At 64.1% G+C, this 21,042-nt stretch carries 19 protein-coding genes; 12 read left to right on the top strand and 7 right to left on the bottom strand.

What is annotated here, in order from left to right; genetic code table 11:
- Positions 1-223 precede the first annotated feature (223 nt).
- Entirely contained in the window at positions 224-925 is a 702-nt protein-coding gene (locus Q2941_RS35015) for a helix-turn-helix transcriptional regulator (protein WP_458195307.1), read from the top strand.
- Positions 926-1,128: 203 nt separating this feature from the next.
- On the opposite strand, the gene Q2941_RS35010 is transcribed toward Q2941_RS35015, so the two are convergent.
- The gene (locus Q2941_RS35010) at positions 1,129-1,587 is read right to left on the bottom strand and encodes a cupin domain-containing protein (RefSeq protein ID WP_027520860.1); all 459 of its coding nucleotides are present in this window, start codon (positions 1,585-1,587) and stop codon (positions 1,129-1,131) included.
- A gap of 456 nt (positions 1,588-2,043) precedes the next feature.
- Between Q2941_RS35010 and Q2941_RS35005 the strand changes: the two genes are divergently transcribed.
- Positions 2,044-3,210 (top strand): acyl-CoA dehydrogenase family protein, encoded by a 1,167-nt coding sequence (locus Q2941_RS35005; RefSeq protein WP_458195306.1) that lies wholly within the window; start codon positions 2,044-2,046, stop codon positions 3,208-3,210.
- 7 nt (positions 3,211-3,217) lie between these two features.
- Here the strand turns inward: Q2941_RS35005 and Q2941_RS35000 are convergent, their stop codons facing one another.
- From Q2941_RS35000 to Q2941_RS34990, 3 genes are all read right to left on the bottom strand, one after another.
- Complete coding sequence (locus Q2941_RS35000) at positions 3,218-3,940, bottom strand: RDD family protein (RefSeq protein WP_458195305.1); 723 nt, start codon at positions 3,938-3,940, stop codon at positions 3,218-3,220.
- Between the two features lie 57 nt (positions 3,941-3,997).
- On the bottom strand, positions 3,998-6,088 hold the full coding sequence (locus Q2941_RS34995; protein WP_156944041.1) for a putative bifunctional diguanylate cyclase/phosphodiesterase: 2,091 nt from the start codon (positions 6,086-6,088) through the stop codon (positions 3,998-4,000).
- A gap of 527 nt (positions 6,089-6,615) precedes the next feature.
- A complete protein-coding gene (locus tag Q2941_RS34990; RefSeq protein WP_458195304.1) occupies positions 6,616-7,323 on the bottom strand; it encodes a hypothetical protein in 708 nt (235 codons plus the stop codon).
- Positions 7,324-7,471: 148 nt separating this feature from the next.
- On the opposite strand from Q2941_RS34990, the gene Q2941_RS34985 reads away from it, so the two are divergent.
- Positions 7,472-8,254, top strand: a complete 783-nt coding sequence (locus Q2941_RS34985; RefSeq protein WP_458195302.1) for a hypothetical protein — start codon at positions 7,472-7,474, stop codon at positions 8,252-8,254.
- Between the two features lie 58 nt (positions 8,255-8,312).
- Here the strand turns inward: Q2941_RS34985 and Q2941_RS34980 are convergent, their stop codons facing one another.
- Positions 8,313-9,953 (bottom strand): tetratricopeptide repeat protein, encoded by a 1,641-nt coding sequence (locus Q2941_RS34980; protein ID WP_458195301.1) that lies wholly within the window; start codon positions 9,951-9,953, stop codon positions 8,313-8,315.
- Positions 9,954-10,071: 118 nt separating this feature from the next.
- Here Q2941_RS34980 and mepA point away from each other — a divergent pair, with 118 nt between their 5' ends.
- The 6 genes from mepA to modC all read left to right on the top strand — a co-directional run bounded on the left by mepA (position 10,072) and on the right by modC (position 14,236).
- The gene (mepA, locus tag Q2941_RS34975) at positions 10,072-11,016 is read left to right on the top strand and encodes a penicillin-insensitive murein endopeptidase (protein WP_458195300.1); all 945 of its coding nucleotides are present in this window, start codon (positions 10,072-10,074) and stop codon (positions 11,014-11,016) included.
- 165 nt (positions 11,017-11,181) lie between these two features.
- A complete protein-coding gene (locus tag Q2941_RS34970; protein ID WP_027520867.1) occupies positions 11,182-11,391 on the top strand; it encodes a TOBE domain-containing protein in 210 nt (69 codons plus the stop codon).
- Position 11,392: 1 nt separating this feature from the next.
- The gene (locus Q2941_RS34965) at positions 11,393-11,899 is read left to right on the top strand and encodes a hypothetical protein (protein WP_458195298.1); all 507 of its coding nucleotides are present in this window, start codon (positions 11,393-11,395) and stop codon (positions 11,897-11,899) included.
- A 194-nt stretch (positions 11,900-12,093) separates the two neighbouring features.
- Positions 12,094-12,876, top strand: a complete 783-nt coding sequence (gene modA, locus Q2941_RS34960) for a molybdate ABC transporter substrate-binding protein (RefSeq protein WP_458195297.1) — start codon at positions 12,094-12,096, stop codon at positions 12,874-12,876.
- Positions 12,876-13,571, top strand: coding sequence for a molybdate ABC transporter permease subunit (gene modB / locus Q2941_RS34955; RefSeq protein ID WP_458195295.1), 696 nt, complete (start codon positions 12,876-12,878; stop codon positions 13,569-13,571). Before modA ends, modB begins: the two co-directional genes overlap by 1 nt.
- Positions 13,572-13,573: 2 nt before the next feature.
- Positions 13,574-14,236 (top strand): molybdenum ABC transporter ATP-binding protein, encoded by a 663-nt coding sequence (modC, locus tag Q2941_RS34950; RefSeq protein ID WP_458195294.1) that lies wholly within the window; start codon positions 13,574-13,576, stop codon positions 14,234-14,236.
- A 164-nt stretch (positions 14,237-14,400) separates the two neighbouring features.
- Here modC and Q2941_RS34945 read toward each other — a convergent pair whose 3' ends face one another.
- Positions 14,401-14,661, bottom strand: coding sequence for a PepSY domain-containing protein (locus tag Q2941_RS34945; protein ID WP_027520872.1), 261 nt, complete (start codon positions 14,659-14,661; stop codon positions 14,401-14,403).
- A 307-nt stretch (positions 14,662-14,968) separates the two neighbouring features.
- Entirely contained in the window at positions 14,969-16,762 is a 1,794-nt protein-coding gene (locus tag Q2941_RS34940; RefSeq protein ID WP_254109976.1) for a potassium/proton antiporter, read from the bottom strand.
- Between the two features lie 221 nt (positions 16,763-16,983).
- Here Q2941_RS34940 and Q2941_RS34935 point away from each other — a divergent pair, with 221 nt between their 5' ends.
- The 3 genes from Q2941_RS34935 (at position 16,984) to Q2941_RS34925 (ending at position 20,987) form a co-directional block, all read left to right on the top strand.
- On the top strand, positions 16,984-18,294 hold the full coding sequence (locus Q2941_RS34935) for a mechanosensitive ion channel family protein (RefSeq protein ID WP_027520874.1): 1,311 nt from the start codon (positions 16,984-16,986) through the stop codon (positions 18,292-18,294).
- 104 nt (positions 18,295-18,398) lie between these two features.
- On the top strand, positions 18,399-19,217 hold the full coding sequence (map, locus tag Q2941_RS34930) for a type I methionyl aminopeptidase (protein WP_027520875.1): 819 nt from the start codon (positions 18,399-18,401) through the stop codon (positions 19,215-19,217).
- A 399-nt stretch (positions 19,218-19,616) separates the two neighbouring features.
- On the top strand, positions 19,617-20,987 hold the full coding sequence (locus Q2941_RS34925) for an ATP-binding protein (protein ID WP_198031683.1): 1,371 nt from the start codon (positions 19,617-19,619) through the stop codon (positions 20,985-20,987).
- Positions 20,988-21,042 lie beyond the last annotated feature (55 nt).

The raw sequence follows: 21,042 nt of genomic DNA, 5'->3' as shown, positions 1-21,042 counted from the left end.
GCGCTCGGTCATTCGGGTAAGCCCGTCACTCGAAAGGCCCGGCCCGACGCCGTTTGAACAGCCAATCGTATTGACCGATTGTGTAATGGACAGCTGCCGACTGCCGTATCGACATCGACCGCGTGCAACCACCTTGCGGCGCAGCTACGGAACAACGTTACATCTGAAAGATCCGCGGAACGAAACGGGTCGTCAGTCTTTCTCTGGCCTTTGGGAGGTGCCCATGACTTCTCAGGCCATAGAAGGTGCGTGTGCGTTCGCGTGGCGGAACTACCTGCTGCTCCACAGCGGTGTCAGCGAGAACGACAACAGGCGTTCCGCCCTCCGTCGCTACGTCACCAATCTGCGTGATACCGGCCAATCTGATTTCGATCTCTTGCAGATAGCGGCAGTCGCTTACTTGAAAAATTTGGACGAACTGCATGACGACCGAGCTGCGAGACTCGCGGCGGATCGAGCGTTGGCCGAGTGTTTGGGTCACGCAGTGCACAACCCGACACTTGGCTGTAGGACTTGGCCTTACGAGATGGTGCAGCGGGCACGGGACTGGGGCCTGCAGGATGGATACGTGGTCCCGGTCGCCTCACCCGCTGGCCGGCTGGGCCAGGTATGGTTCGGCGGCCACGAGGACGAGCTGCCGGAGCATGACCTGCCTGCGCTGCATTTCATGGCGCTGTACGCGTTTGATCAGGTGCTCAGGTTGCGCGGCACGCCTGACGCGCCGCACATCATCCTATCGGAGCGCGAGCGCGAGGTGCTGACGCTGGCGGCCCTCGGCCGGACGAGCGATCAGATCGCAGAGGCGATGAATATAACCGAGCGGACGGTGAAGGAGCACATCAAGAACTGTTGCAAAAAATTGGGTGCGGTAACCCGCACGCAGGCTGTGATGATTGCGATGCGCGACAGGATCATCCAGCCGTAGGAGCGTTCCAGCGTGAGTGAGACGCCGCCGGATTTGCGACAGGCCGCAAACGGCAAGCAGCCTGATCGACCGCAAGGTACCGGCCTGACCAAGCCGTGTACCGATAAAGCCGTTGGCGTGAGGCTCCGTCCGCTTTGCCCCGCTTTCGATCAAGCCGGCACCGCCGCGCGATATGTCGCGACGAACCAACCGGAAGTGCGATCCTACTCCGGAATGACGATGCCAGCCGCCGCAATCACCGGGCTGTTCCGCGCGATTAAGGACTTGAGCTTGTTGACTGCGCGGATGGCGATGCCGAAGGGGAACGGATTATTCAGCCGGAGGAAGGCGAGCTTCCTCACATAACCCTCGACGTGCCATTTGACGCGCGCACCCCTGCGAAAATAAATCACGTCACCAACGCCATAGCGCTTCGGCGGCATACCCTCGCTCTCAAGCACGATCGAGCCTTCGAGGATTATGATGGTCTCGTCGAGGTCGTAGTACCAGTTGAACTTGCCTCCAGTGCAGGACCAGATGAGGGTCTTGGCAGTGTTGCATGCGCTCGTCGACAGCAGGCGCGAGCGAGCTTCCGGATTGCCTTCAATGATCCAGGATGGCTCAATCGGCGACAGATCGAGCTCCAACCCGGAATGCGCAGCTTCAACCAACGCGAGCGACATTAATCACCTCCAACGAAAACAAAATCGCAGGTTTCAAAAGCAGCCAATGCCACTTTTCCCCGGCGGAGCTGTACAATCAGTTTTTCGGCGGAAGCGGTGAAGAGGGCAGTTTGCCGCAATCACATATTTCGTTGACACTCTAAAGTAGTACCCACTTCGGCGAGGCGGGCAGATGTCTGCTGCCTCCTCTAGTGCATCATCACCTGGACCCCCGCCGTCCGCCAGAGTGCCATGCTCCTTCCTTATCTGCCTTGGATGTCTGAGTTGGATCGTTCTCGACGGATTCGGCTGGGTCGTCGGCCGGTTGATGTCCGCTTCTGTCCCGTAAGCGGAATGCCGGGCTCGACGCCGATGCGTTGCCCCGGAACGAGGGGTCTCTCGCCTTGATCCTACCCGCCAAATAGACCACCATCCCCGTCCTCACAGCTCACGACAAGAATGGGCGAGGAAACGCGGATGACCCAACTTCCCGGATTTGGCCTGGCCGAACGGGCACGGGCGCTTGCGCCGCTGATTGGACGCGAGGCGGACGCAATCGAGCGCGAGCGGAGGCTGACGCAGCCCGTCGTCGCAGCTCTGATCGAGAACGGGCTTTACCGCGCGCTGCTGCCGCAGGGCCTTGGCGGCGCCGAGGCCGCGCCCGAAGTCTTCATGCAGATGCTGGAAGAGGTCGCCAAGGCCGACGCGTCGGTCGCCTGGTGCCTCGGACAGTGCGGCGTCTGCGCGATGATCGCGGCCTCGCTCGACCACGACACGGCGCGCGAGATCTTCAACACGCCGCCCGGCATCCTCGCCTGGGGCGCGGTTGCGCATGAGGCGCGCGCGGTCGAGGGCGGCTACCGCGTCACGGCACGCTGGGATTTTGCCTCGGGCTCGCGGCAGGCAAGCTGGCTGGGCGCGCATGTCCGCATCGTCGGCACTGACGGCGTGCCGCGCAAAAATGCCGATGGCTCGCCGGAGGCGCGCACCATCCTGTTTCCGGTCGCAAGCGCCACGCTGCATGACGTTTGGCATGCGATCGGCCTCGCCGGCACCGGCACCGATTCCTATGAGGTCAGCGATCTCTTCATCCCCGAGCGGTTCGCGACGTTCCGCGACGTGCCGTCTGCGTTGCGCGAAACCGGACCGCTCTACGGGCTCGGCACCGGCTCGGCTTTCAGCCTCGGCTTTGCCGCGGTCTCGCTCGGCGTCGCGCGGGCGACGCTGGATGCGGCAATCACGCTCGCGCGCGGCAAGCACCAATCACTCGCGACGAAAGCGATGCGCGACAATGCCGCCGTGCAAGGCCTGATCGGCCGCACCGAAGGCGACCTGCGTGCGGCGCGCGCCTATCTCTATGCGACGGCGGGCGCGATGTGGCGCGAGCTGACCGCGTCAGGCGAATTCAGGGAGCCGCATCGTACCGCCGTGCGGCTGGCCGCGACCTGGACCATCCATCAGTCGTCGAAGGTGGTCGACGCCGCCTATCACATGGCGGGTGCGACCGCGGTGTTCCGCAACAATCCGTTCGAGCGGCGCTTTCGCGACATGCATGCGATCGCCCAGCAGATCCAGGCGCGCGACACGCATTACGAGGATGTGGGTAACGCGATTTTGTCGGCCGGCGTCGAAACCAGCTACTGAATCTTGTTTACGCCTTGCGCGCGCCGGGCAGCCTGCCTCGCCAGCCCATGCCGATGATGAGAGCAATCATCAGAAGGAAGGCAACGGCCGTGGCGAAGTCGACGATGCGGTCGCCTCCCGAGCAGACATCACGATCGAGGCAGGCGCGGGACAAGAGGCCAGCCCGAAGCAGGGCCGCGAGCACGCCGAAATAGAACAGGACGGCGAGGACGAGATAGACCGCCGTCACGAGCGCACGCCGCAATCGAGAAGGCATCGCCGGGTCGTCCTCGCTTCGTTCGGTAACGAATTGTCCCGGCTTGGCCTTGAGCGGATTGCGTATCTGCACGGTGGAATGGGTCAGGAGATCGTGAACCGCCTGGTTGCGTCGGGTGGCGGTCATGGTCAGGAAGGAGTACCAGCCCAGCACGCTCTTGACGGCGAAGCGAGCCAGCGCCTTTGCCAAGCTCAGGTTGCCGCCGTGGTCGTCGACAACGCGCAAATTGGCCCAGAAGTGCCCGAGCGTACCGCCGGTCCACCAGACCAGCACCGGCTCGTAAAGCAGCAGAATTACGACGACCGACACACCGAGGATTCGGGCCAGCGTATCGCTCTGCGCGTTGCTCGCCAGCGCCACGGCCCCGAACAGCAGGGCCATCGCCAGCATCCAGTCGAGCAGGATAGCCTTCAGCCGCCGCGAGAAGCGGGCATAACGCGGCCCATCCGTTAGGGCTTGGTCATTGAGGCTCATGGGTCCGTTCCGATGCTGATCCAATGATCAGACGCCGGACGACGACCACAGGTTCAATCAGGCGACCAGCGCGGCGCCCGCGTCGCCCGGCACGTCCGCCCCGCGCTGCGCCGCGAGCAGGCTGACGATCTCGGTATTGGGACGCGCCTTGCTGAACAGGAAGCCCTGCCCCTCATGACAGCCTTCGGCGCGCAGGCAGCTCAGCTCGGCTTCGGTCTCGACACCCTCGGCGGTGATGGTGACGCCCAGGCCTTTGCCGAGGCTGACGATGGAGCGGATGATCGCTTGCGATTCGCGGTTGGCGCCGAGATCGCGCACGAACGACTGGTCGATCTTGATCTTGTCGAAGGGGAAGCTGCGCAAGTAGCTGAGGCTGGAATAGCCGGTGCCGAAATCGTCCATGGAGATCCGCACGCCAAGCGCGCGCAGGGCATGCAGCGTCGCCAGCACCTGGGCGCTCTTCTCCAGCAGCAGCGTCTCGGTGATCTCGAGCTCGAGCCGGCGCGGCGGCAGGCCGGAATGCTTCAGCGCCTCGGTGACCATCGAGAGCAGATTGCCGCTGCGGAATTGCAGCGGCGACAGGTTGACGGCGACGCGGACGTCGTCCGGCCAGGTCGCAGCATCCGCGCAGGCCCGGCGCAGCATCAACCCGCCGAGCGGGTTGATCAGCCCCGTGTCCTCGGCGACCGGAATGAACTCGGCCGGCGAGACCATGCCGCGCTCGGCATGCGGCCAGCGCACCAGCGCCTCGAAGCCGGTGATGCGGCCGCTCGAAAGGTCGATTAGCGGCTGATAGAACGGCCGCAGCACGTCGTTCTGGATCGCGTCGCGGAGCTCGACCTCGATCTTGCGGCGGCTCTGCGCCTTCGCATGCAGCGCCGCCTCGAAGAAGGCGAACGTGCCGCGCGCATCTAGCTTGGCGCGCGACAGCGCCATGTCGGCGCTCTTCAAGAGCTTCTCGGAGTCATCGCCGTCGCCGGGCGCCATGGCGATGCCGATGGAAGCGCCGATCACGACGGAATGGCCGTCGAGCAGATAGGGATCGGCGATGGCTTCCAGCAGCCGTTTTGCGAGCCCCACCGCATCTTCCGGGCGGGTCAGGCCGCTCTGGACGACGACGAATTCATCCGAATTGAGCCGCGCCAGCGCGTCCTCCTCGCGCAGGGTCGAGCGCAGGCGCTTGGCGACGCCGCGCAGGAGCTTGTCGCCGATCGCGTGGCCGAGCGTGTCGTTGACCGCCTTGAAATTGTCGAGGCCCAGCATCAGCACCGCGACCTTCTCCGCGTTGCGGCGCGTATGCAGTAGCATCTCGTCGATCTGCTGACGCAGCAGATTGCGGTTCGGCAGCCCGGTCAGACCGTCGTGCTCGGCCATGAAGGCAAGCCGCGCCTCGGCGCGCTTGCGTTCGGTGATGTCCATCAGCGCCAGCAGCACCGCCGGCCGATCGGCGTAGGTCAATTCGCGCGAATAGATTGCGAGATCAATCAGCGCGCCGTCGGCCTTCACATGCTTCCAGGTGCGCGCGGCCTGCTCCTCGCTGCTCCGGCCACTTGTCCAGGGCGGCTCGCTGTCGAAGGCCTGCAACGAGCGGATCGTCAGCTTCTCGAATTCGGCACGGCTGTGGCCGTAGTGCGCGACCGCGGCATCGTTGACGCCGAGGATGCGCTCGTCGTCCAACGCGCAGACGATCATGGGCACAGGGTTGCCGTCGAACAGCAGGCGGAACGAAGCCTCGCGCTGCTTCAATTCGGTGATGTCGACGCGCAGGCCAATGAGGCCGCCATCATCGGTCAGGCGCTCCTCGATCAGGATGACACGGCCGTCGGCAAGCTTCTGCTCGTGACGCCCGCCGGGCTGATAGAGTTTTTGCAACCGCTCGGCGAGCCATTCCTCTTCATGGCCGGCTGCGTCAGGATATTCGCCGCGCGCAACGCCGATGCGCAGCGTATCCTCCAGCCGCGCGCCTTCCGCGAACAGATCGGCGGTCCTGTCGTAGATCTCGGCGTATTTCTTGTTCCAGAGGACGTAGCGCCCCTCGGGGTCGAGAAACACGATGCCTTGCGGCAGTATGTCGATGGCCTGGCGCAGCCGCTCATGCGATTTGCGCGCATCCGCGATCGCAGCTTCGGCTTCCGCGCGGCTCTGCACGAGGGCATCGATCTCGACCGGCGCATCATGAAACTCAGCGCGCTTCGACGCGGGCTTGCGCGATCGTCGGGCTGCCCAGGTGAGCGCCGTCCGCTTTCGCTTTCTTGCTTTTCGAGAGCCCAAACTCAACTTCGCCCGTCCCACTCGCGCTTAGCAGTCGCAAGTTGTCCGACAAGTGTCTGAAAAGAAAGTAATCTTGAGCGCGCCGCCGGCCGAGCGCACCGCTCTGCGTCCGCGCGAATCGTACTTTCGTGCTCGCTTGCGGGGCGACCGCGTGTTGGCCGTCGCGATAGGCGAATACGGTGGTCGCTATTGGAAGGAGGGGTGGCGCAAAAATGCGCGCTTCCTATGAATCGATTCCGAATACGTGTCCGTTTGTATGCAGGGCAGCGCCGTTCCTGACGTCATCGCACGAATTTTGATCAATCCAACATACGGTTATTGCGGCGTTAAGAGAGGCCGCCGTCAGCCCCGTCGGGGCTGAGTTTTCGCAGAGAACCCTAATCGCCCCCCTAATCAGCGCCTGGCTATTTGGGCACAACAGCTTTCGCATTGTCGCGTGAAAACACTGGCGGCACGTCGAACTTGCCGGTCTCCAGGTCATATCTGCAGTGCCAGCCGTTCACCACGCCGGTCTGCTCGTGTTTGCGACCCTTGACGTCGGCATCCCCCGACAGGCCGATCAGAAGGTAGCGGTTCGCCGGCCAATCGACGCCGAGCCCGCGATAGTTGTCCTCAAGCCCCTCCAGCAGATACGCCGCCTCGTGATACTCCGGCGCCTTCTTGATCTTTCGCCAGTCGGGTCGAGACTTCATATAGTCCCACGCGAGATCGCCGAGCGGCTTCTTGCTCGCGCGCACATAGCCCTGCGGCGTTAGGCGATACAGATAGAGCGTCGACTCGCCCGAGCCGGTCTTCTGTCCGCGAACGATCCATTTCAGATCGCTGGTGAAGACAAATCCCGCGGGATAGCCGGCCGGCTCCGGATCAAGCAGCGTGAATGCGCCCTGCCGGCGCGCCCAGAACTGCCATTTCCAGTCGTCCGTCTCCTTGTTCAGATATTGCTCGATCGTCACCGCGCCATCCGGCGATTTCCGGGTGTATTCGTCTTCGATGTTGTAACCCGAGGGCGGAGCTATCGGCGGCGTGGCGGCCGCCGCACTGCAGATGCCGATACTCAAGGCAACGAGCAGGCCGATCCAAGATGTCCCGATGCAAAATGTCCTGTCCTTCATTTCCTGGCTCCTTTGATCCGGTCATGCGATTGGTCGCGCAAGTCCCGATCTAGTTCGTTATGGGCGCACTGGCGGCGGTTTTCGCCGCCGCAAGCGGGCCATCGGCAGTGAACCTTTGCGGCGCGGTCCGCGACAAACGACGGCCATCGTGGCGGTCAGCGGCGCGTGCCCATTGAGATTCCCCATGCCGATCGTCAGAATCCTCCTCATCCTTCTCGCACTCGCCTCGCCGGCGCTCGCGCAGGACGGCGCGCGCGATGTCGCCGCCGCGAAGGAGGCCGCGCAGGCCTTCCGGGTCTATGTCGATGGGGTGACGAAAAAGGATGAGCGGCCTGACCTGACCCGGCCGGAGGTCGCAGCCCTTCTCGGCCGCATCTTCGATCTCGACGCCTTCAACGCGCTGCCCCCCGCGCAGGCGAGCGATCTTGACTGGCTGCCCCACTGGATGGACGCCGTAAACGCGACCAGCAAATTGTTCACCCTCTACGGCTCGAAGCCGGGGCCGCAGCCCGATTTCGCGGCGCTCCAGCGCAACATGACCGAGTATGGCGACCAGTACGCGGCGGCTATGAACTTCATGATCCGCGGTCAGGCGCGCATGGCGGTTTCGATGAAGATGTCACGGGCGGGGCTCGCGCCGGAACAGCTCACGCGCGTGCGCGAGCAGGCGTACGCGGGCATCCGCAAAAACATGGCCGAGTACATCCTCGAGGCCATCTGCTCGGTGATCGAGAGCGGCGGCAAGCCCGCCAACGCCCGTCTGGTGGCGGCCGCTATCCGCGACACGCGCGAGGTCTGGGCAGACTTTTTCCTGCCGCAGGATCGGGCGCGCGTCATCGAACAGCTCGCCGACCTTCCCAAGCTGGTGCCGGACGAGACGGCGCGAACCGATCTCGCCGTCTTCACGACCGCGCTTCAAGCGGTGAAGTGATCCGACGTCTTGCAGACTGCGCCGGCAACGGCGTCGGGCGCGAACAAGAAACTTGCGCTCACGGCGCTGCGCCAAGCGCCTTCAGTTCGGCAATGGCGCCATCCCGCTCGTCGAAATCTTGCGGGCAATCGCTCACGACCAGACGGAAAAGGCGGGTTGCTTCATCCTTGGACCCCTTCGTCAGCGCAAGCTCCCCGCTGTAAAAATGCACCTCGCAGGCTTTGTCCTTCTTCTTGGCGGCGTCGGGATCGTCTATGGCAGCAAGGACGTCAGCAGGCGTCATCTGGTCCATGAACAATCTGATGACAGGCGCCGGCCAGACGGTCATGTTGACCTTGGAGCTGGCTTGCGCCAGACGGCTCGGGAGATTGTTCCGCCGACTGACGATGTCGAGCCACAACGCCGAATAGCCATCCTCCGGAGCATTCGCGCTTGCCCGGCTTAAATCGGCCAGCGCCTTTTCGGCTGAGCCGGCAAAGAAATATGAGCGCCCTCGGAGAACGTAGGCCACGTAGGATTTCGGATCGAGCCGGATCGCCTCATTGTAGTCGGCCATCGCGCGGTCGTCATCGCCCTTGGCGTGATAAGCGATGCCTCGAATGACGAAGGCGTTGGCCTCCTTGGGGTCGAGCCGGATCGCCTCATTGAAATCCGCGATGGCGCGGCCGCTGTCGCCCTTGGCGCGATACGCCAGACCTCGACCGAGGAAGGCGCCGACGCGTTTGGGATCGAGCCGGAGCGCCTCGCTGTAGTCGGTGATGGCGCGGTCGTTGTCGCCCTTGGCGCGAAACGCCATACCGCGACCGACGAAGGCTTTGACGCGTTTGGGATCGAGACGGATCGCCTCGCCGTAGTCGGCGACGGCGCGGTCGTTGTCGCCCTTGTCGTGGTAGGCACTCCCTCGATTTTGGAAGGCAATGGCGAATGTGGGATCGAGTCGGATCGCCTCACTGTAGTCGGCGATGGCACGGTCGTTATCGCCCTTGTCGCTGAAGGCCTTACCTCGATTGATGAAGGCCTTGGCGCGTTTGGGATCGAGACGGATCGCCTCGTTGAAGTCGGCGATGGCGCGGTCGGTGTCACCCTTGTCGTTGAAGGCATTACCTCGATTGACGAAGGCCATGGCGGATTTGGGATCGAGCCGGATTGCCTCGCTGTAGTCGGCGATAGCGCGGTCGTTGTCGCCCTTGTCGTGGTAGGCGCCAGCTCGATTTTGGAAGGCCGTGGCGAATTTGGGATCGAGCCGGATCGCCACATTGTAGTCGGCGATGGCGCGGTCGTTGTCGCCCTTGTCGTGGTAAGCGTTACCTCGATTTTGGAAGGCCATGGCGAATTTGGGATCGATGCGGATCGCCGCATCGTAGTCGGCGATGGCGCGGTCGTTGTCGCCCTGCTCGTTATAGGCGGCGCCGCGATTGTTGAGGGCCATGGCCAATTTGGGATCGAGACGGATCGCCTCATTCAAGTCGTCCATGGCGCGGTCGAGGTCGCCCTTGGCTTGATAGGCGGCAGCTCGATTGGTGTAGAAAGCCGCCAGATGGGAGCCTTTCCATTTCCCAGAATCGATGCTCTGCGTGCAGTCTATGATCGCAGCCTCGGGGTCTTGACTGTCACACTCGCCAGTGGCGGCGGCTGAGTGGCTCAAGAATATCGTGGCGGCAAAAAGCGCGCTCCAATATCTCCAATCCGCGGGGCTCATGCAATGTCCTTGGCTGACCTCAGATATCCCCGAGTTTGTATCAGTTTTTGTTGTTCCGGTTCACATTCAGCTGGCGCGAGTTAACCCCGAGGTCGCATTGGGGTATAAGGGGCGCAGCATGAGTCCCTGCCGCCTCACCCCCCTCCTGCTTTTGCTTGTCCTCCTGAACGCCGGCAGCGCGCTGGCTCAGGACAAGGGCAGCGTTAACCCAAAACCGCTGCCGCCGCTCGCCAATCCCAACGACCCCAAGCTCGGCGCCAAGGAGTTGTTCGCGCGAAAGCTGCTGCCCTCGACGGGGCCGGCGCATGTCATCGGCTCCTACGTCAAGGGCTGCATCGGCGGCGCGGCGCAGATGCCGCTCAACGGCGAGAACTGGCAGGTGATGCGGCTGTCGCGCAATCGCAACTGGGGCCACCCGGACATGATCGCACTGATCAAGCGCCTCGCGGCCAAGGCACACAAGGATGCCGGCTGGCCGGGCATCCTGGTCGGCGACATCGGCCAGCCGCGCGGCGGGCCCGCGCTGTCGGGCCATGCCAGCCATCAGATCGGCCTCGATGCCGACATCTGGCTGACGCCGATGCCGGACCATCGCCTCTCGCGAGAGGAGCGCGAAGAGACGTCCGCCGTGATGATGGTGCGTGAGGACCGGCTCGACATCGATCCAAACGTGTTCACCCCTGGCCACGTGCTGGTGCTGCGCGATGCGGCGCAGGAGCCGGCGGTGCAGCGCATCTTCGTCAATCCCGCGATCAAGAAGGCGCTCTGCCGCGAGGCCAAGGGCGACCGCTCCTGGCTGTCGAAAATCCGGCCGTGGTGGGGCCACGACTATCACTTCCACATCCGCATGCGCTGCCCGCCGGGCGCCGGCGAATGCCAGAGCCAGCCCTCGCAATCCGAGGACGAAGGCTGCAAGCCGTCCGATCTCGCCTACTGGTTCAGCGAAGGCGTGCTGCATCCGAAGCCGCCGCCGACCCCACCCAAGCCGAAGCCGCCGATGACGCTGGCGCAAATGCCCGCCGCCTGCAAAGCCGTGCTGCGCGCGCCGGACGCGAAGCCGTAACAAGTTCGTCAGCCGGCTGGTCGATCGCCTCCCGAATGCGTTAGAATACGTCGCTGCCCTGCCGTAAGCGGGCGGCATGCCGGGATGCCGCATCCCGCCTCACCTACCGCCCCATTCGTATGCGCGCGGCGACGCCGGCGCGCCGAGAGCAATTGTGAGAACCCCATGCGCATCAGTGCACGCAATCAGATCAAAGGTACCGTCGTCGAGGTCACCAAAGGCGCGACGACGTCCCATGTCCGCGTCGATATCGGCAACGGCACGATGGTGACGTCCTCGATCACCAATGAGGCCGTCGATGATCTCGGCATCAAGGCGAAGGGTCAGGTCACGGTCGTGATCAAGGCGTCCGACGTCATGATCGCGGTGGATTGAGATGCACAGGCCGCTGGTTGTTGCGTTACTGCTGCTTGGTGCCACCCCCGCTTTCGCGGCGGAAGAGCCGAGCGGCTGCGATAAGTTCAAATGGCCGATCGAGCGGGAGCGCGCTGCGCTCAACGCGCCTGATCACACCAAGCTCGCATCGGGGAGCGAGCAGGCGGCCGTGCCGGCATCCGCCGTCACGCTGGCGCTGGTGACGCCTGGCGAAGCCAGGTTGCCCTCCCCGCCTGAGCGTGCGCCGAAGGACGGCACCTTTGCCGGCTTTGCGAGCTTCAAGACGGCGCCCAAGGCGGGGCTCTACACGATCAGCCTGTCGGCCGGCGCCTGGGTCGACGTGGTCCAGGACGGCCATTTCCTCAAGCCCGTGGCCTTCAGCGGCGCGACCGATTGCGACGGCATCCGCAAGACCATGAAATATGAGCTTTCGGCCAAGCCTTTCCTGCTCCAGGTCAGCGGCGCCAAGGAGAATTCGGTGTCGATCGCGATCCTGCCGAGCGAATAGGCGGTCACGCGGGCTAAAAGCCGCCTTTGACCTGTTCCACCAGCCTGTTATGGTCCGCCCGCGATATCCCGACGGACCGTAAGTCGGTCGGGGTTGTCGGAACAGCGCTTCCGCCGGTCGCAGCCCTAACTCAACCAACGCCGTCCTGCGCGCGCCATTTGGGCGCGCCTGCACGCGCGCATGGAGCGCTTCCGATGTCACGCCTTCCCGCCCTTGTCTCTGCTTTTGTCATTCTGCTCGCGGCCTTCGCGCCGGCTCAGGCCGAGGACAAGACCATCACCGTCTTCGCCGCCGCCTCGATGAAGAACGCGCTCGACGAGATCGACGCGGCCTACACCGCCAAAACCGGCGTCAAGTTCACGGTGAGCTATGCGGCGAGCTCGGTGTTGGCCAAGCAGATCGAGCAGGGCGCGCCGGCCGACGTGTTCGTCTCCGCCGACACCGACTGGATGGACTATGCGATCTCCAAAAAGACCATCAACGAGCCGACCCGCGTCAATTTGCTCGGCAACAGCATCGTGCTGATCGCGCCGAAGGATTCGAAAATCGACAACGTCACGATCGCCCAGGGTTTCGATCTCGCAAAGCTCGCCGGCGACGGCAAGATCGCGACCGGCGACGTGAGGTCGGTGCCGGTCGGAAAATACGCCAAGGCCGCGCTGGAGAAGCTCGGTGCATGGCAGGCCGCCGAGCCGAAATTCGCCATGGCCGAGAGCGTGCGTGCTGCGTTGACGCTTGTTGCGCGTGGTGAGGCCGCGCTCGGCATCGTCTATTCGACCGACGCCAAGGTCGAGCCCGGCGTCAAGATCGTCGGTACCTTCCCGGCCGATTCGCATCCCGCGATCATCTATCCGGTCGCCGCCACCACGAGCGCGAAGGGCGAGACCTCTGACTATCTCACCTTCCTGCGCTCGACGACGGCCAAGACGATCCTCGAGAAGTACGGCTTCAAGTTCCTGATCAGCCCCACGACTTGATGCTTGAGATCTCGCCGACCGAATGGACCGCGATCCTGCTTTCCCTGCGGGTCGCGGTCGTCGCGACGCTGGTGGCGACGCCGTTCGGCATCGCGCTGGCGTGGCTGCTCGCGCGGCGTGATTTCTGGGGCAAGTCGCTGCTCGACGCTCTGGTGCACCTGCCCCTGGTGCTGCCGCCGGTCGTCACGGGCTATCTGCTCCTGCTGACGTTCGGCCGGCGCGGCCTCGTCGGCGGCTTGCTTGCGGATTATCTCGGCATCGTCTTCGCGTTTCGCTGGACCGGCGCCGCGCTCGCTTGCGGTATCATGTCGTTTCCGCTCCTGGTGCGACCGATCCGGCTCTCGATCGAGGCGATCGACCGCAGGCTCGAGCAGGCCGCGGAGACGCTGGGTGCGGCACCATGGAAGGTGTTTTTGACGGTCACGCTGCCTCTTGCTTTGCCTGGTGTGCTCGCCGGCATGGTGCTCGGCTTTGCCAAGGCCATCGGCGAATTCGGCGCGACCATCACCTTCGTCTCCAACATCCCCGGCGAGACCCAGACGATCTCCAGCGCCATCTATTCGCTGATCCAGACACCGGACGGCGACGCCGCGGCGGGACGGCTCGTGATCATCTCGATCGTGCTCGCGCTCGGCGCGCTGATTGCGGCCGAATGGTTCGCGCGACGCGCGACCGCGCGGCTGCACGGGAATTGACCATGCTGCGCGTCGACGTCGAAAAACAGCTCGGTGAATTCTCGCTTCAGGCATCCTTCGCCAGCGAAGGCCGCGTCACCGGCCTGTTCGGCGCGTCCGGCGCCGGCAAGACCTCGCTGGTCAACATGATCGCAGGCCTGCTGCGGCCTGACCGCGGCAGCATCGTCATCGACGGTGACGTCGTCGACGACACCGCCGCCGGCATCCACGTGCCGGCCTACCGCCGGCGCATCGGTTACGTGTTTCAGGATGCGCGGTTGTTTCCGCATCTGAACGTCGCGCAGAACCTCGACTATGGCCGGCGCATGAACCGCCTCGCGCATGATCCGGCGCAGGAGAAACGCATCGTCGATCTGCTCGACATCGGCGCCCTGCTCGACCGCCGGCCCGGAAAGCTCTCCGGCGGCGAGCGCCAGCGCGTCGCGCTCGGACGCGCGCTGTTGTCCAGGCCGCGGCTGCTGCTGCTGGATGAGCCGCTCGGAGCGCTCGACGAGGGCCGCAAGCTCGAGATCCTGCCCTATCTGGTGCGGCTGCGCGACGAGGCCAACGTGCCCATGGTCTATGTCAGCCACGACGCCACCGAACTTCGCCAACTCGCCACCCAGATCGTGATGCTGCGCCAGGGCCGCGTGACATCGTCCGGCGGGGTGAAGGTGCTGACGTGAGAAGGCGATCTTGCTTGAGGCACCTCACCTGCCTCAACTTCCGCTGTCATTCCCCGCGAAAGCGGGGAATCCGGTACGCCGCGGCCTCTCAATAAAATAACTGGCGCCTCTGGAATACTGGATTGCCCGCTTTCGCGGGCAATGACAGCGAGATTGCGTAACGCTTACCACCCTCTCTCAACATTGCGCACGTCGCCGGTGTTGGCATCGACATAGACCTCCATCCAGCGGCCCGCGCGGTCACGGCCCTGGATTTGCCATTCGTCGCCGAGGAACTGGGTGTTCGAGACGGTCCTGATGCCGATGTTGGTAGCGATGCCGAGCGCGGCCTCCATCGAGACCTGGTCACCGGAATCGAAGGCCAAGGCAGGCGCCGACGCGCCGAGCGCAAGGACCGTGACGATCGGGATGATGAACTTTCGCATGGAACCACTCCTGTTGAGTTGCCACGCGGCTAACAAGGGGCACAGGCGAGCGTTCCGTGTTCCGATCACGATGCGGTGCGCGAATGTTCGGCAAGTCGCGGCGGATTGGTGGCGGTTCCGCACGCTGTCACGCTCCGTCGTCGTCCTGGCGAAAGCCAGGACCCATTACCCAAGGGAGAAGTCGCAGCGGGAGATGGTAACTCCGAGTCCTCGTAAAACTGCCGACAGTGGTTATGGGTCCTGGCTTTCGCCAGGACGACACCGGAGAAGCACGTCGGCATCACGCGCCGTCGCGCGCAGGTAGGCACTAAATCCCCGCCACCGAAATCCACAAATCCGCGAGCTTGCGGCGCAGCGCCTTCATCCGCGTCACCGGCTCGGGCGTCTCCTCGTCCTCGGGCAGGCGCAGGCCGACCACGTTGACGCGGCCGCCGGAGATCGAGCGGGCGACCAGCACGATCTCGTCGAGCGCGAGCTCGGCGCCTTCCTTCGGCGCGCGGTCGAGATGGATGTCGAAATAGTCGGCGAGTGTCAGCTTGCCCTCGTCCTCGCTCACCTTGACGCCGTAGATCGCGGCGAGCTCGGCCAGCGTATGCTCGGCGGAAACCATGAAGTCGCCGAGCAGATGCGGATCGGGCGCGGTGCTCGGCTGCATGTCGACGAAGAAGCGGTCCAGCGACTCGGCCTTTTCCGGCGGCGCCAGCAGGTAGATGTAGTCGCCCGGCGCGATCGGGTCGGCCTCCGTCGGAGTCAAAATGTTCTCGTTGCGGATGACAAGCGTCGGCTTCGACCAGGACGGGATCAGGCCGCGGCGGAAATACAGGCTCTTGGGCCGCACGGCATAGCCGACGAGTTGCTGCTCGAGCTGCCCGGGCAGGTCCAATTCCACGCGGCGTGGGCCGCGTTCGCTGCGCGGCAGCGCGACATGCAGCTGCCGCGCAGCGGGCGCCAGCGTCCAGCCTTGCAAGAGCAGCGAGATGATGACGACCACGAAGGCGACGTCGAAATAGAGATAGGCCTTCGACAGCCCGACCAGCATCGGGATCGAGGCCAGGAAGATCGCGACCGCGCCGCGCAGGCCGGTCCAGGCGATGAAGACCTTTTCCCGCCAGTTGAAGCGGAACGGCGCAAGGCACAGGAACACCGCGAGCGGCCGTGCGACCAGCATCAGGACCAGCGCGACGGCGATCGCGGGCACGGCGCTGGAACCGAGCCGCTGCGGCGAGACCAGCAGGCCCAACAAAACGAACATCACGATCTGTGCGAGCCAGGTCGCGGCGTCCAGGAACGTCACCACCGAATTATGTGCGCGGGTCGGCCGGTTGCCGATGATGATGCCGGCGAGATAGACCGCGAGGAACCCCGAGGCGTGCATGATCTGCGAGCCGCCGAAGATGACGAGCGCGGCTGTGGTCACGAACGGCGCATGCAGGCCCTGCGGCAGCGCCACCTGATTGAGCGCGATCACCACCAGCCGGCCGCCGATCACGCCGACGATCGCGCCCAGCACGGCCTCCTGGACGAACTCCATCAAGACGTGCCCAGGCGAGCTCGATCCCAGCGAGATATATTCGACCAGCATCAGGGTGAGGAAGATCGCAAAGGGATCGTTGGTGCCGGATTCCGCCTCCAGCGTCGCGCCGACGCGCGGACGCAGGCGCAGGCCTTGCGTGTGCACCAGCAGGAACACCGCGGCGGCATCGGTCGAGGCGACGACGGCGCCGACCAGCAGCGACTCGGCCCAGTTGAGATCGAGCGCATATTTTGCGAACGGCGCCGTGATCAGCGCGGTCAGCAGCACCCCGACGGTCGCGAGCACCACGGACGGCGCCAGCACCGTGCGGATGCTCTGGAAGCGCGTACGCAGGCCGCCGTCGAACAGAATCAGCGCGAGGGCCACCGAGCCGACCAGGTAGGTCGTCCGCACGTCGTCGAACTGGAGCTGCCCGGGGCCGGAATCGCCGGCCAGCATGCCGATGACGAGGAAGACCAGCAGCAGGGGCGCGCCGAAGCGCAACGCGAGCAAGCTCGACAGGATGCCCGCCATCACCAGGACGGCGCCGAGCAGGATCGCGATGCTGACCGAGTCGAGGGACGCCATCCGTCGTCACGTGGGAGAGGAAATCATTGTAAAACCATCCTTATCGTCGCCACACTTGCCCGCCAACCCATTTCTGCCGCTCGCGGCAATCTGCCCGCATTTTACGGCCTTAACTCGCATCGCGTGCCGGTGTATCGATGGCCCGGCCGCACCCTTTGTGGGAATCTGCCGCTGCCGCGAATCAAACCCGCCCGATCTGCCAACGAAACCTCGCCACTGACATGGACCTCAAAGACCTCATGGAGTTCTTGCAGACGACGGCGCGCAGCGTCGGCGCCGAGATCGCCTCGCCCTGGTTCTACCTGCAATTCGGCCTGATGCTGGGAGCGGCCGGGATCGCCTGGGCCTCCGAGGCGGCCATCCGCAACCGCATCGACATGACGTCGCTGGCGATGCGTTGGCCGCTGCCGCTGCGCCACTTCATCCGCGTGCTGGTCGGCAGCGCATCCACGGCGGTCTTCACCTTCCTGGTCATCGTCGAGCGCGTGGTGATGTCCCACGCAACCTGGCCGAGCCGCAGCTATCTGTTGATGGTCGCCGCAAAGCTCGGCCTCGCCTGGCTCGTGATCCGGCTTGTGACCTCGGTGCTGCGCAACGCCTTCATCGTCAAGCTGGTGTCGGTCACGGCGTGGTTCGTCGCGGCCCTTTCCATCATCGGCCAGCTGGATGCGACGGTCGATCTGCTCGACTCCTTCGCGATCGTGCTCGGCGGCTTGCGGCTGACGCCGCTGCTGCTGATCAAGGCAGGCGCGCTCCTGATCATCGCGCTCTGGCTCACCAACATCGCCAGCAATTTCGCCGAGAGCCGGATCAACTCTACGGCCGACCTGACCCCGTCGGTCCAGGTGCTGCTGATCAAGATCATCCGCATCGGGCTTTTGACGGTGGCCGTCGTAATCGCGCTCGACGCCGTCGGCATCAACCTGTCGGCGCTCGCGGTGTTCTCCGGCGCTGTCGGCGTCGGTATCGGTATCGGCCTCCAAAAGATCGTCGCGAACTTCATCTCCGGCATCATCCTGCTCGCGGACAAGTCGGTGAAGCCCGGCGACCTCGTCACGATCGGCGACAATACCGGGCGCATCAGCGCGATGAAGACGCGCTATATTTCCGTCGCTGCTGGCGACGGCCGCGAATTCCTGGTGCCGAACGAAGATCTGGTGACGCAGAAGGTCGTCAACTGGACCTACACCGACAAGAACACGCTGGTGAAGATCGCCTTCGGCACCAATTACGACGCCGATCCGCGGCTCGTCTGCAAGCTCGCCGCCGAAACCGCCACAGCACATCCGCGTGCGCAGAAGGGCAAGCCGCCGAATTGCATCCTGACCGAATTCGCGGAGGCCGGGATGAAGTTCTCGCTGACCTTCTGGATCGCCGACCCCGACGGCATGGACAACGTCAAGAGCGACGTGATGCTGGCGCTATGGGACGCCTTCAAGCGCGAGGGCATCCGGGTTCCCTACCCGGTGCGGGAAATCCGGGTCCGCGGCGGCGCACTGCCGGTCGAAACCACCGTAGAAGTCCCGAGTTGAGGCAGCTTTTCGCCGCAAGGCGGCCAAGCTTGGCTTGCATGAAGGCCCGCGATCATTAAATTAGGGCCAGAAATCAAACGCTTCCGCCGAAAAGATTACCTTTCATGAGCTACGTCGAAGCCACCGATACTTCCTTGCGCAAGACCGGACAGATCAAGCTGCATGGCCCGAACGCGTTCGTCGGCATGCGCAAGGCAGGCGCGCTGGTGGCCAAGTGTCTTGATGAGCTCACCGACATCGTCGGCCCGGGCGTGCCGACATCGCGCATCGACGAGTTCGTCCGCGAGTTCGCCTTCAGCCATGGTGCCTATCCGGCGACGCTGATGTATCGCGGCTATCGCTACTCGACCTGCACCTCGCTCAACCATGTGGTCTGCCACGGCATGCCCGGCGACCGGCCGCTGAAGGAAGGCGACATCGTCAACATCGACGTCACCTTCATCGTCGATGGCTGGTACGGCGACTCGAGCCGCATGTATGCGATCGGCCCGATCGCGCGGAAGGCCGAGCGACTGATCGAAGTGACCTATGAGGCGATGATGCGCGGCATCGCCGCCGTGAAGCCCGGCGCCACGACCGGCGACATCGGCCACGCCATCCAGAGCTTCGTCGAGCCGCAGGGCATGAGTGTGGTGCGTGATTTCTGCGGCCATGGTCTCGGCCGCATGTTCCATGACGAGCCGAACATCATCCATATCGGCCGGCCCGGCGAAGGCGTGCAGCTCAAGCCCGGCATGTTCTTCACCATCGAGCCGATGATCAATCTCGGCAAGCCCCACGTGAAGATTCTGTCCGACGGCTGGACCGCGGTCACCCGCGACCGCTCGCTGTCGGCGCAGTTCGAGCACTCCGTCGGCGTGACCGCCACCGGCGTCGAGATCTTCACGCTGTCGGAGCGGCACGGCGAGAAGCAGGTGGCGTGATCGCCCGCTGATCGTGTCGCGAGGCACCCTGGAACGCGCGGAAGTCGTCTGATAGAGATCGGCAGCGCTGGCGCCGCGAGCTAGCGGCGCGGCTGGGGTTCATGGTGAATGTGGTTCAAGGTCGAGCAGAACCGCTCGTCGGTCGGCCAGAAATATGTGGTTCGTTGCAACTCCGAAGTTGCCGGCAAGCCGGTGATCGAGGAGCGATCGGTCAAAGGGATGGCCGAGGCCCGCAAGGCCGCTGAAATTCTCGCATCGTCGCTCAACGTGACGGCAACAGTGTATGGCACCGATGCCGACGGCGAGTTCGTTCATGGCGTCTACGAGGTCAGCGAAGGCGCCGCTGTAGCCAGCGACCCGCTCATCAAGCGGCTCTACGCCGAATCCGCCGCAGCATCGTTGACGCTGAAGGACCAGCTACTCACCGAGATACCGGAAGACACCATCAAGGGCTTTGCGACAATGTCCGCCGCCCTTGGTTACATCGTGGCTCAGCATAAGCAGATCAAACGCTCGGCGACGCCGCAGATCGGCTATTCGGCCCTGTTCCGCATCTTCTGCGGCGGCAAAGACCCGAGCACGCTGTCGCTGCCCGCCGACGACGCCACGATCGCAATCCTGACCCGGAAACTGGGAGATCTTCCTGGCTGGATGTGGCTGAGCGACCTTCCCGGTTTCGGCTCTGCCGATCGCAACGCCGTCATCCCGGGCCGGCGCGCGAACAAGATCACCCTCACCATCGACGGCGAGTTGCAGGTGATACGGCCGCGCAGCGTTTTTCGGGGCACGGTCCCGGAAACGGGCGCGCAGTTCATGCTCGTGGTTCAGATGGCAGACCGCCATGTATACGGCCAGTCCCCCCTTGATAGCGTCGGATTGATCTATCGCGAACAGGACGAGGCGGCCGTCGTGTCGCTGGTACGTCAGCTGCTGCGCGAGTCGAACCCATTCAAAGGCCGGGTGGTGCTCATCAACCGCGACCTTCGGACTGTCCGCTCGCGCATGTCAGACCGCTCCTGGAACGATGTGATCCCCCATGAGCACGCCCGTCGTGAACTCGACTTCATCGCCGCGTCGATCCGCAACCGCGACATGTTGAAAACGGAAGGTCTCAGCATCAGGCGCGGACTTCTTCTCTCGGGCCCGCCCGGCGATGGAAAGTCGACGGCGATCGAGTGCTTCGTCAACGACGTCGCCGGCGAGGCCACGATTCTGGTCGTCGAAGCGGTCGAACACATCCGCGCGATTTACCATCTGGCCCAAGCGCTGGCCCCGGCCGTCGTCATCCTCGAAGACCTCGATCTCATGACCAAGAGCCGGCAAAATCCCTATGCTCTTGCGGGTACCAACAAGGACGACGTCACCGGTGAGCTGCTTCAGGTTCTGTCCGGAGGCTCTGCGTATGACGACATCGTTACAATCGCCACGACGAATCATCCGGAAGCAATCGACGAAGCGCTGGCAAAGCGAGCCGGGCGCTTCGATGCGCATATCCGGATGGGCTATCCCAGCGACGCCGACAAGCAACGCATCCTCGACCTTTATCTGGACCGATTCGACGTCAACGACGAATTGACGAGACGCCGACTGCAACAGACCCTGACCCGCGACCTGGGGCGGCTGCACCTCGTTCCCGCGCATATCGAGGAATTCGTAAAGGCCGGCATCAAGCGGGCGCGCCTCGCCCGGCGCCCGCCGGAATATCTGGACTTCGAGCCAGGCATCGAGGCCACCAAGTCAATCGCGACCCAAAAGCCGGCAACGTCTTGAGCGGTAACGACACGGCGAGAAGCAAATTGGCTGATCTCCCGCCACCGCCTCCGCC

The sequence above is a fragment of the Bradyrhizobium sp. UFLA05-153 genome (assembly GCF_054185185.1).
Note: the sequence above shows the minus strand (reverse complement) of the source record. Positions and strands in the feature narration are given on the sequence as shown.

Coding starts and splice junctions, on each gene's coding strand:
- Q2941_RS34990 (WP_458195304.1), bottom strand. CDS start 7,323: ATGAAGGACAGGACATTTTGCATCGGGACATCTTGGATCGGCCTGCTC.
- modC (WP_458195294.1), top strand. CDS start 13,574: ATGCTGCGCGTCGACGTCGAAAAACAGCTCGGTGAATTCTCGCTTCAG.
- Q2941_RS35015 (WP_458195307.1), top strand. CDS start 224: ATGACTTCTCAGGCCATAGAAGGTGCGTGTGCGTTCGCGTGGCGGAAC.
- modB (WP_458195295.1), top strand. CDS start 12,876: ATGCTTGAGATCTCGCCGACCGAATGGACCGCGATCCTGCTTTCCCTG.
- Q2941_RS34980 (WP_458195301.1), bottom strand. CDS start 9,953: ATGAGCCCCGCGGATTGGAGATATTGGAGCGCGCTTTTTGCCGCCACG.
- Q2941_RS35005 (WP_458195306.1), top strand. CDS start 2,044: ATGACCCAACTTCCCGGATTTGGCCTGGCCGAACGGGCACGGGCGCTT.
- Q2941_RS35000 (WP_458195305.1), bottom strand. CDS start 3,940: ATGAGCCTCAATGACCAAGCCCTAACGGATGGGCCGCGTTATGCCCGC.
- Q2941_RS34945 (WP_027520872.1), bottom strand. CDS start 14,661: ATGCGAAAGTTCATCATCCCGATCGTCACGGTCCTTGCGCTCGGCGCG.
- Q2941_RS35010 (WP_027520860.1), bottom strand. CDS start 1,587: ATGTCGCTCGCGTTGGTTGAAGCTGCGCATTCCGGGTTGGAGCTCGAT.
- Q2941_RS34970 (WP_027520867.1), top strand. CDS start 11,182: ATGCGCATCAGTGCACGCAATCAGATCAAAGGTACCGTCGTCGAGGTC.
- mepA (WP_458195300.1), top strand. CDS start 10,072: ATGAGTCCCTGCCGCCTCACCCCCCTCCTGCTTTTGCTTGTCCTCCTG.
- modA (WP_458195297.1), top strand. CDS start 12,094: ATGTCACGCCTTCCCGCCCTTGTCTCTGCTTTTGTCATTCTGCTCGCG.
- map (WP_027520875.1), top strand. CDS start 18,399: ATGAGCTACGTCGAAGCCACCGATACTTCCTTGCGCAAGACCGGACAG.
- Q2941_RS34940 (WP_254109976.1), bottom strand. CDS start 16,762: ATGGCGTCCCTCGACTCGGTCAGCATCGCGATCCTGCTCGGCGCCGTC.
- Q2941_RS34935 (WP_027520874.1), top strand. CDS start 16,984: ATGGACCTCAAAGACCTCATGGAGTTCTTGCAGACGACGGCGCGCAGC.
- Q2941_RS34965 (WP_458195298.1), top strand. CDS start 11,393: ATGCACAGGCCGCTGGTTGTTGCGTTACTGCTGCTTGGTGCCACCCCC.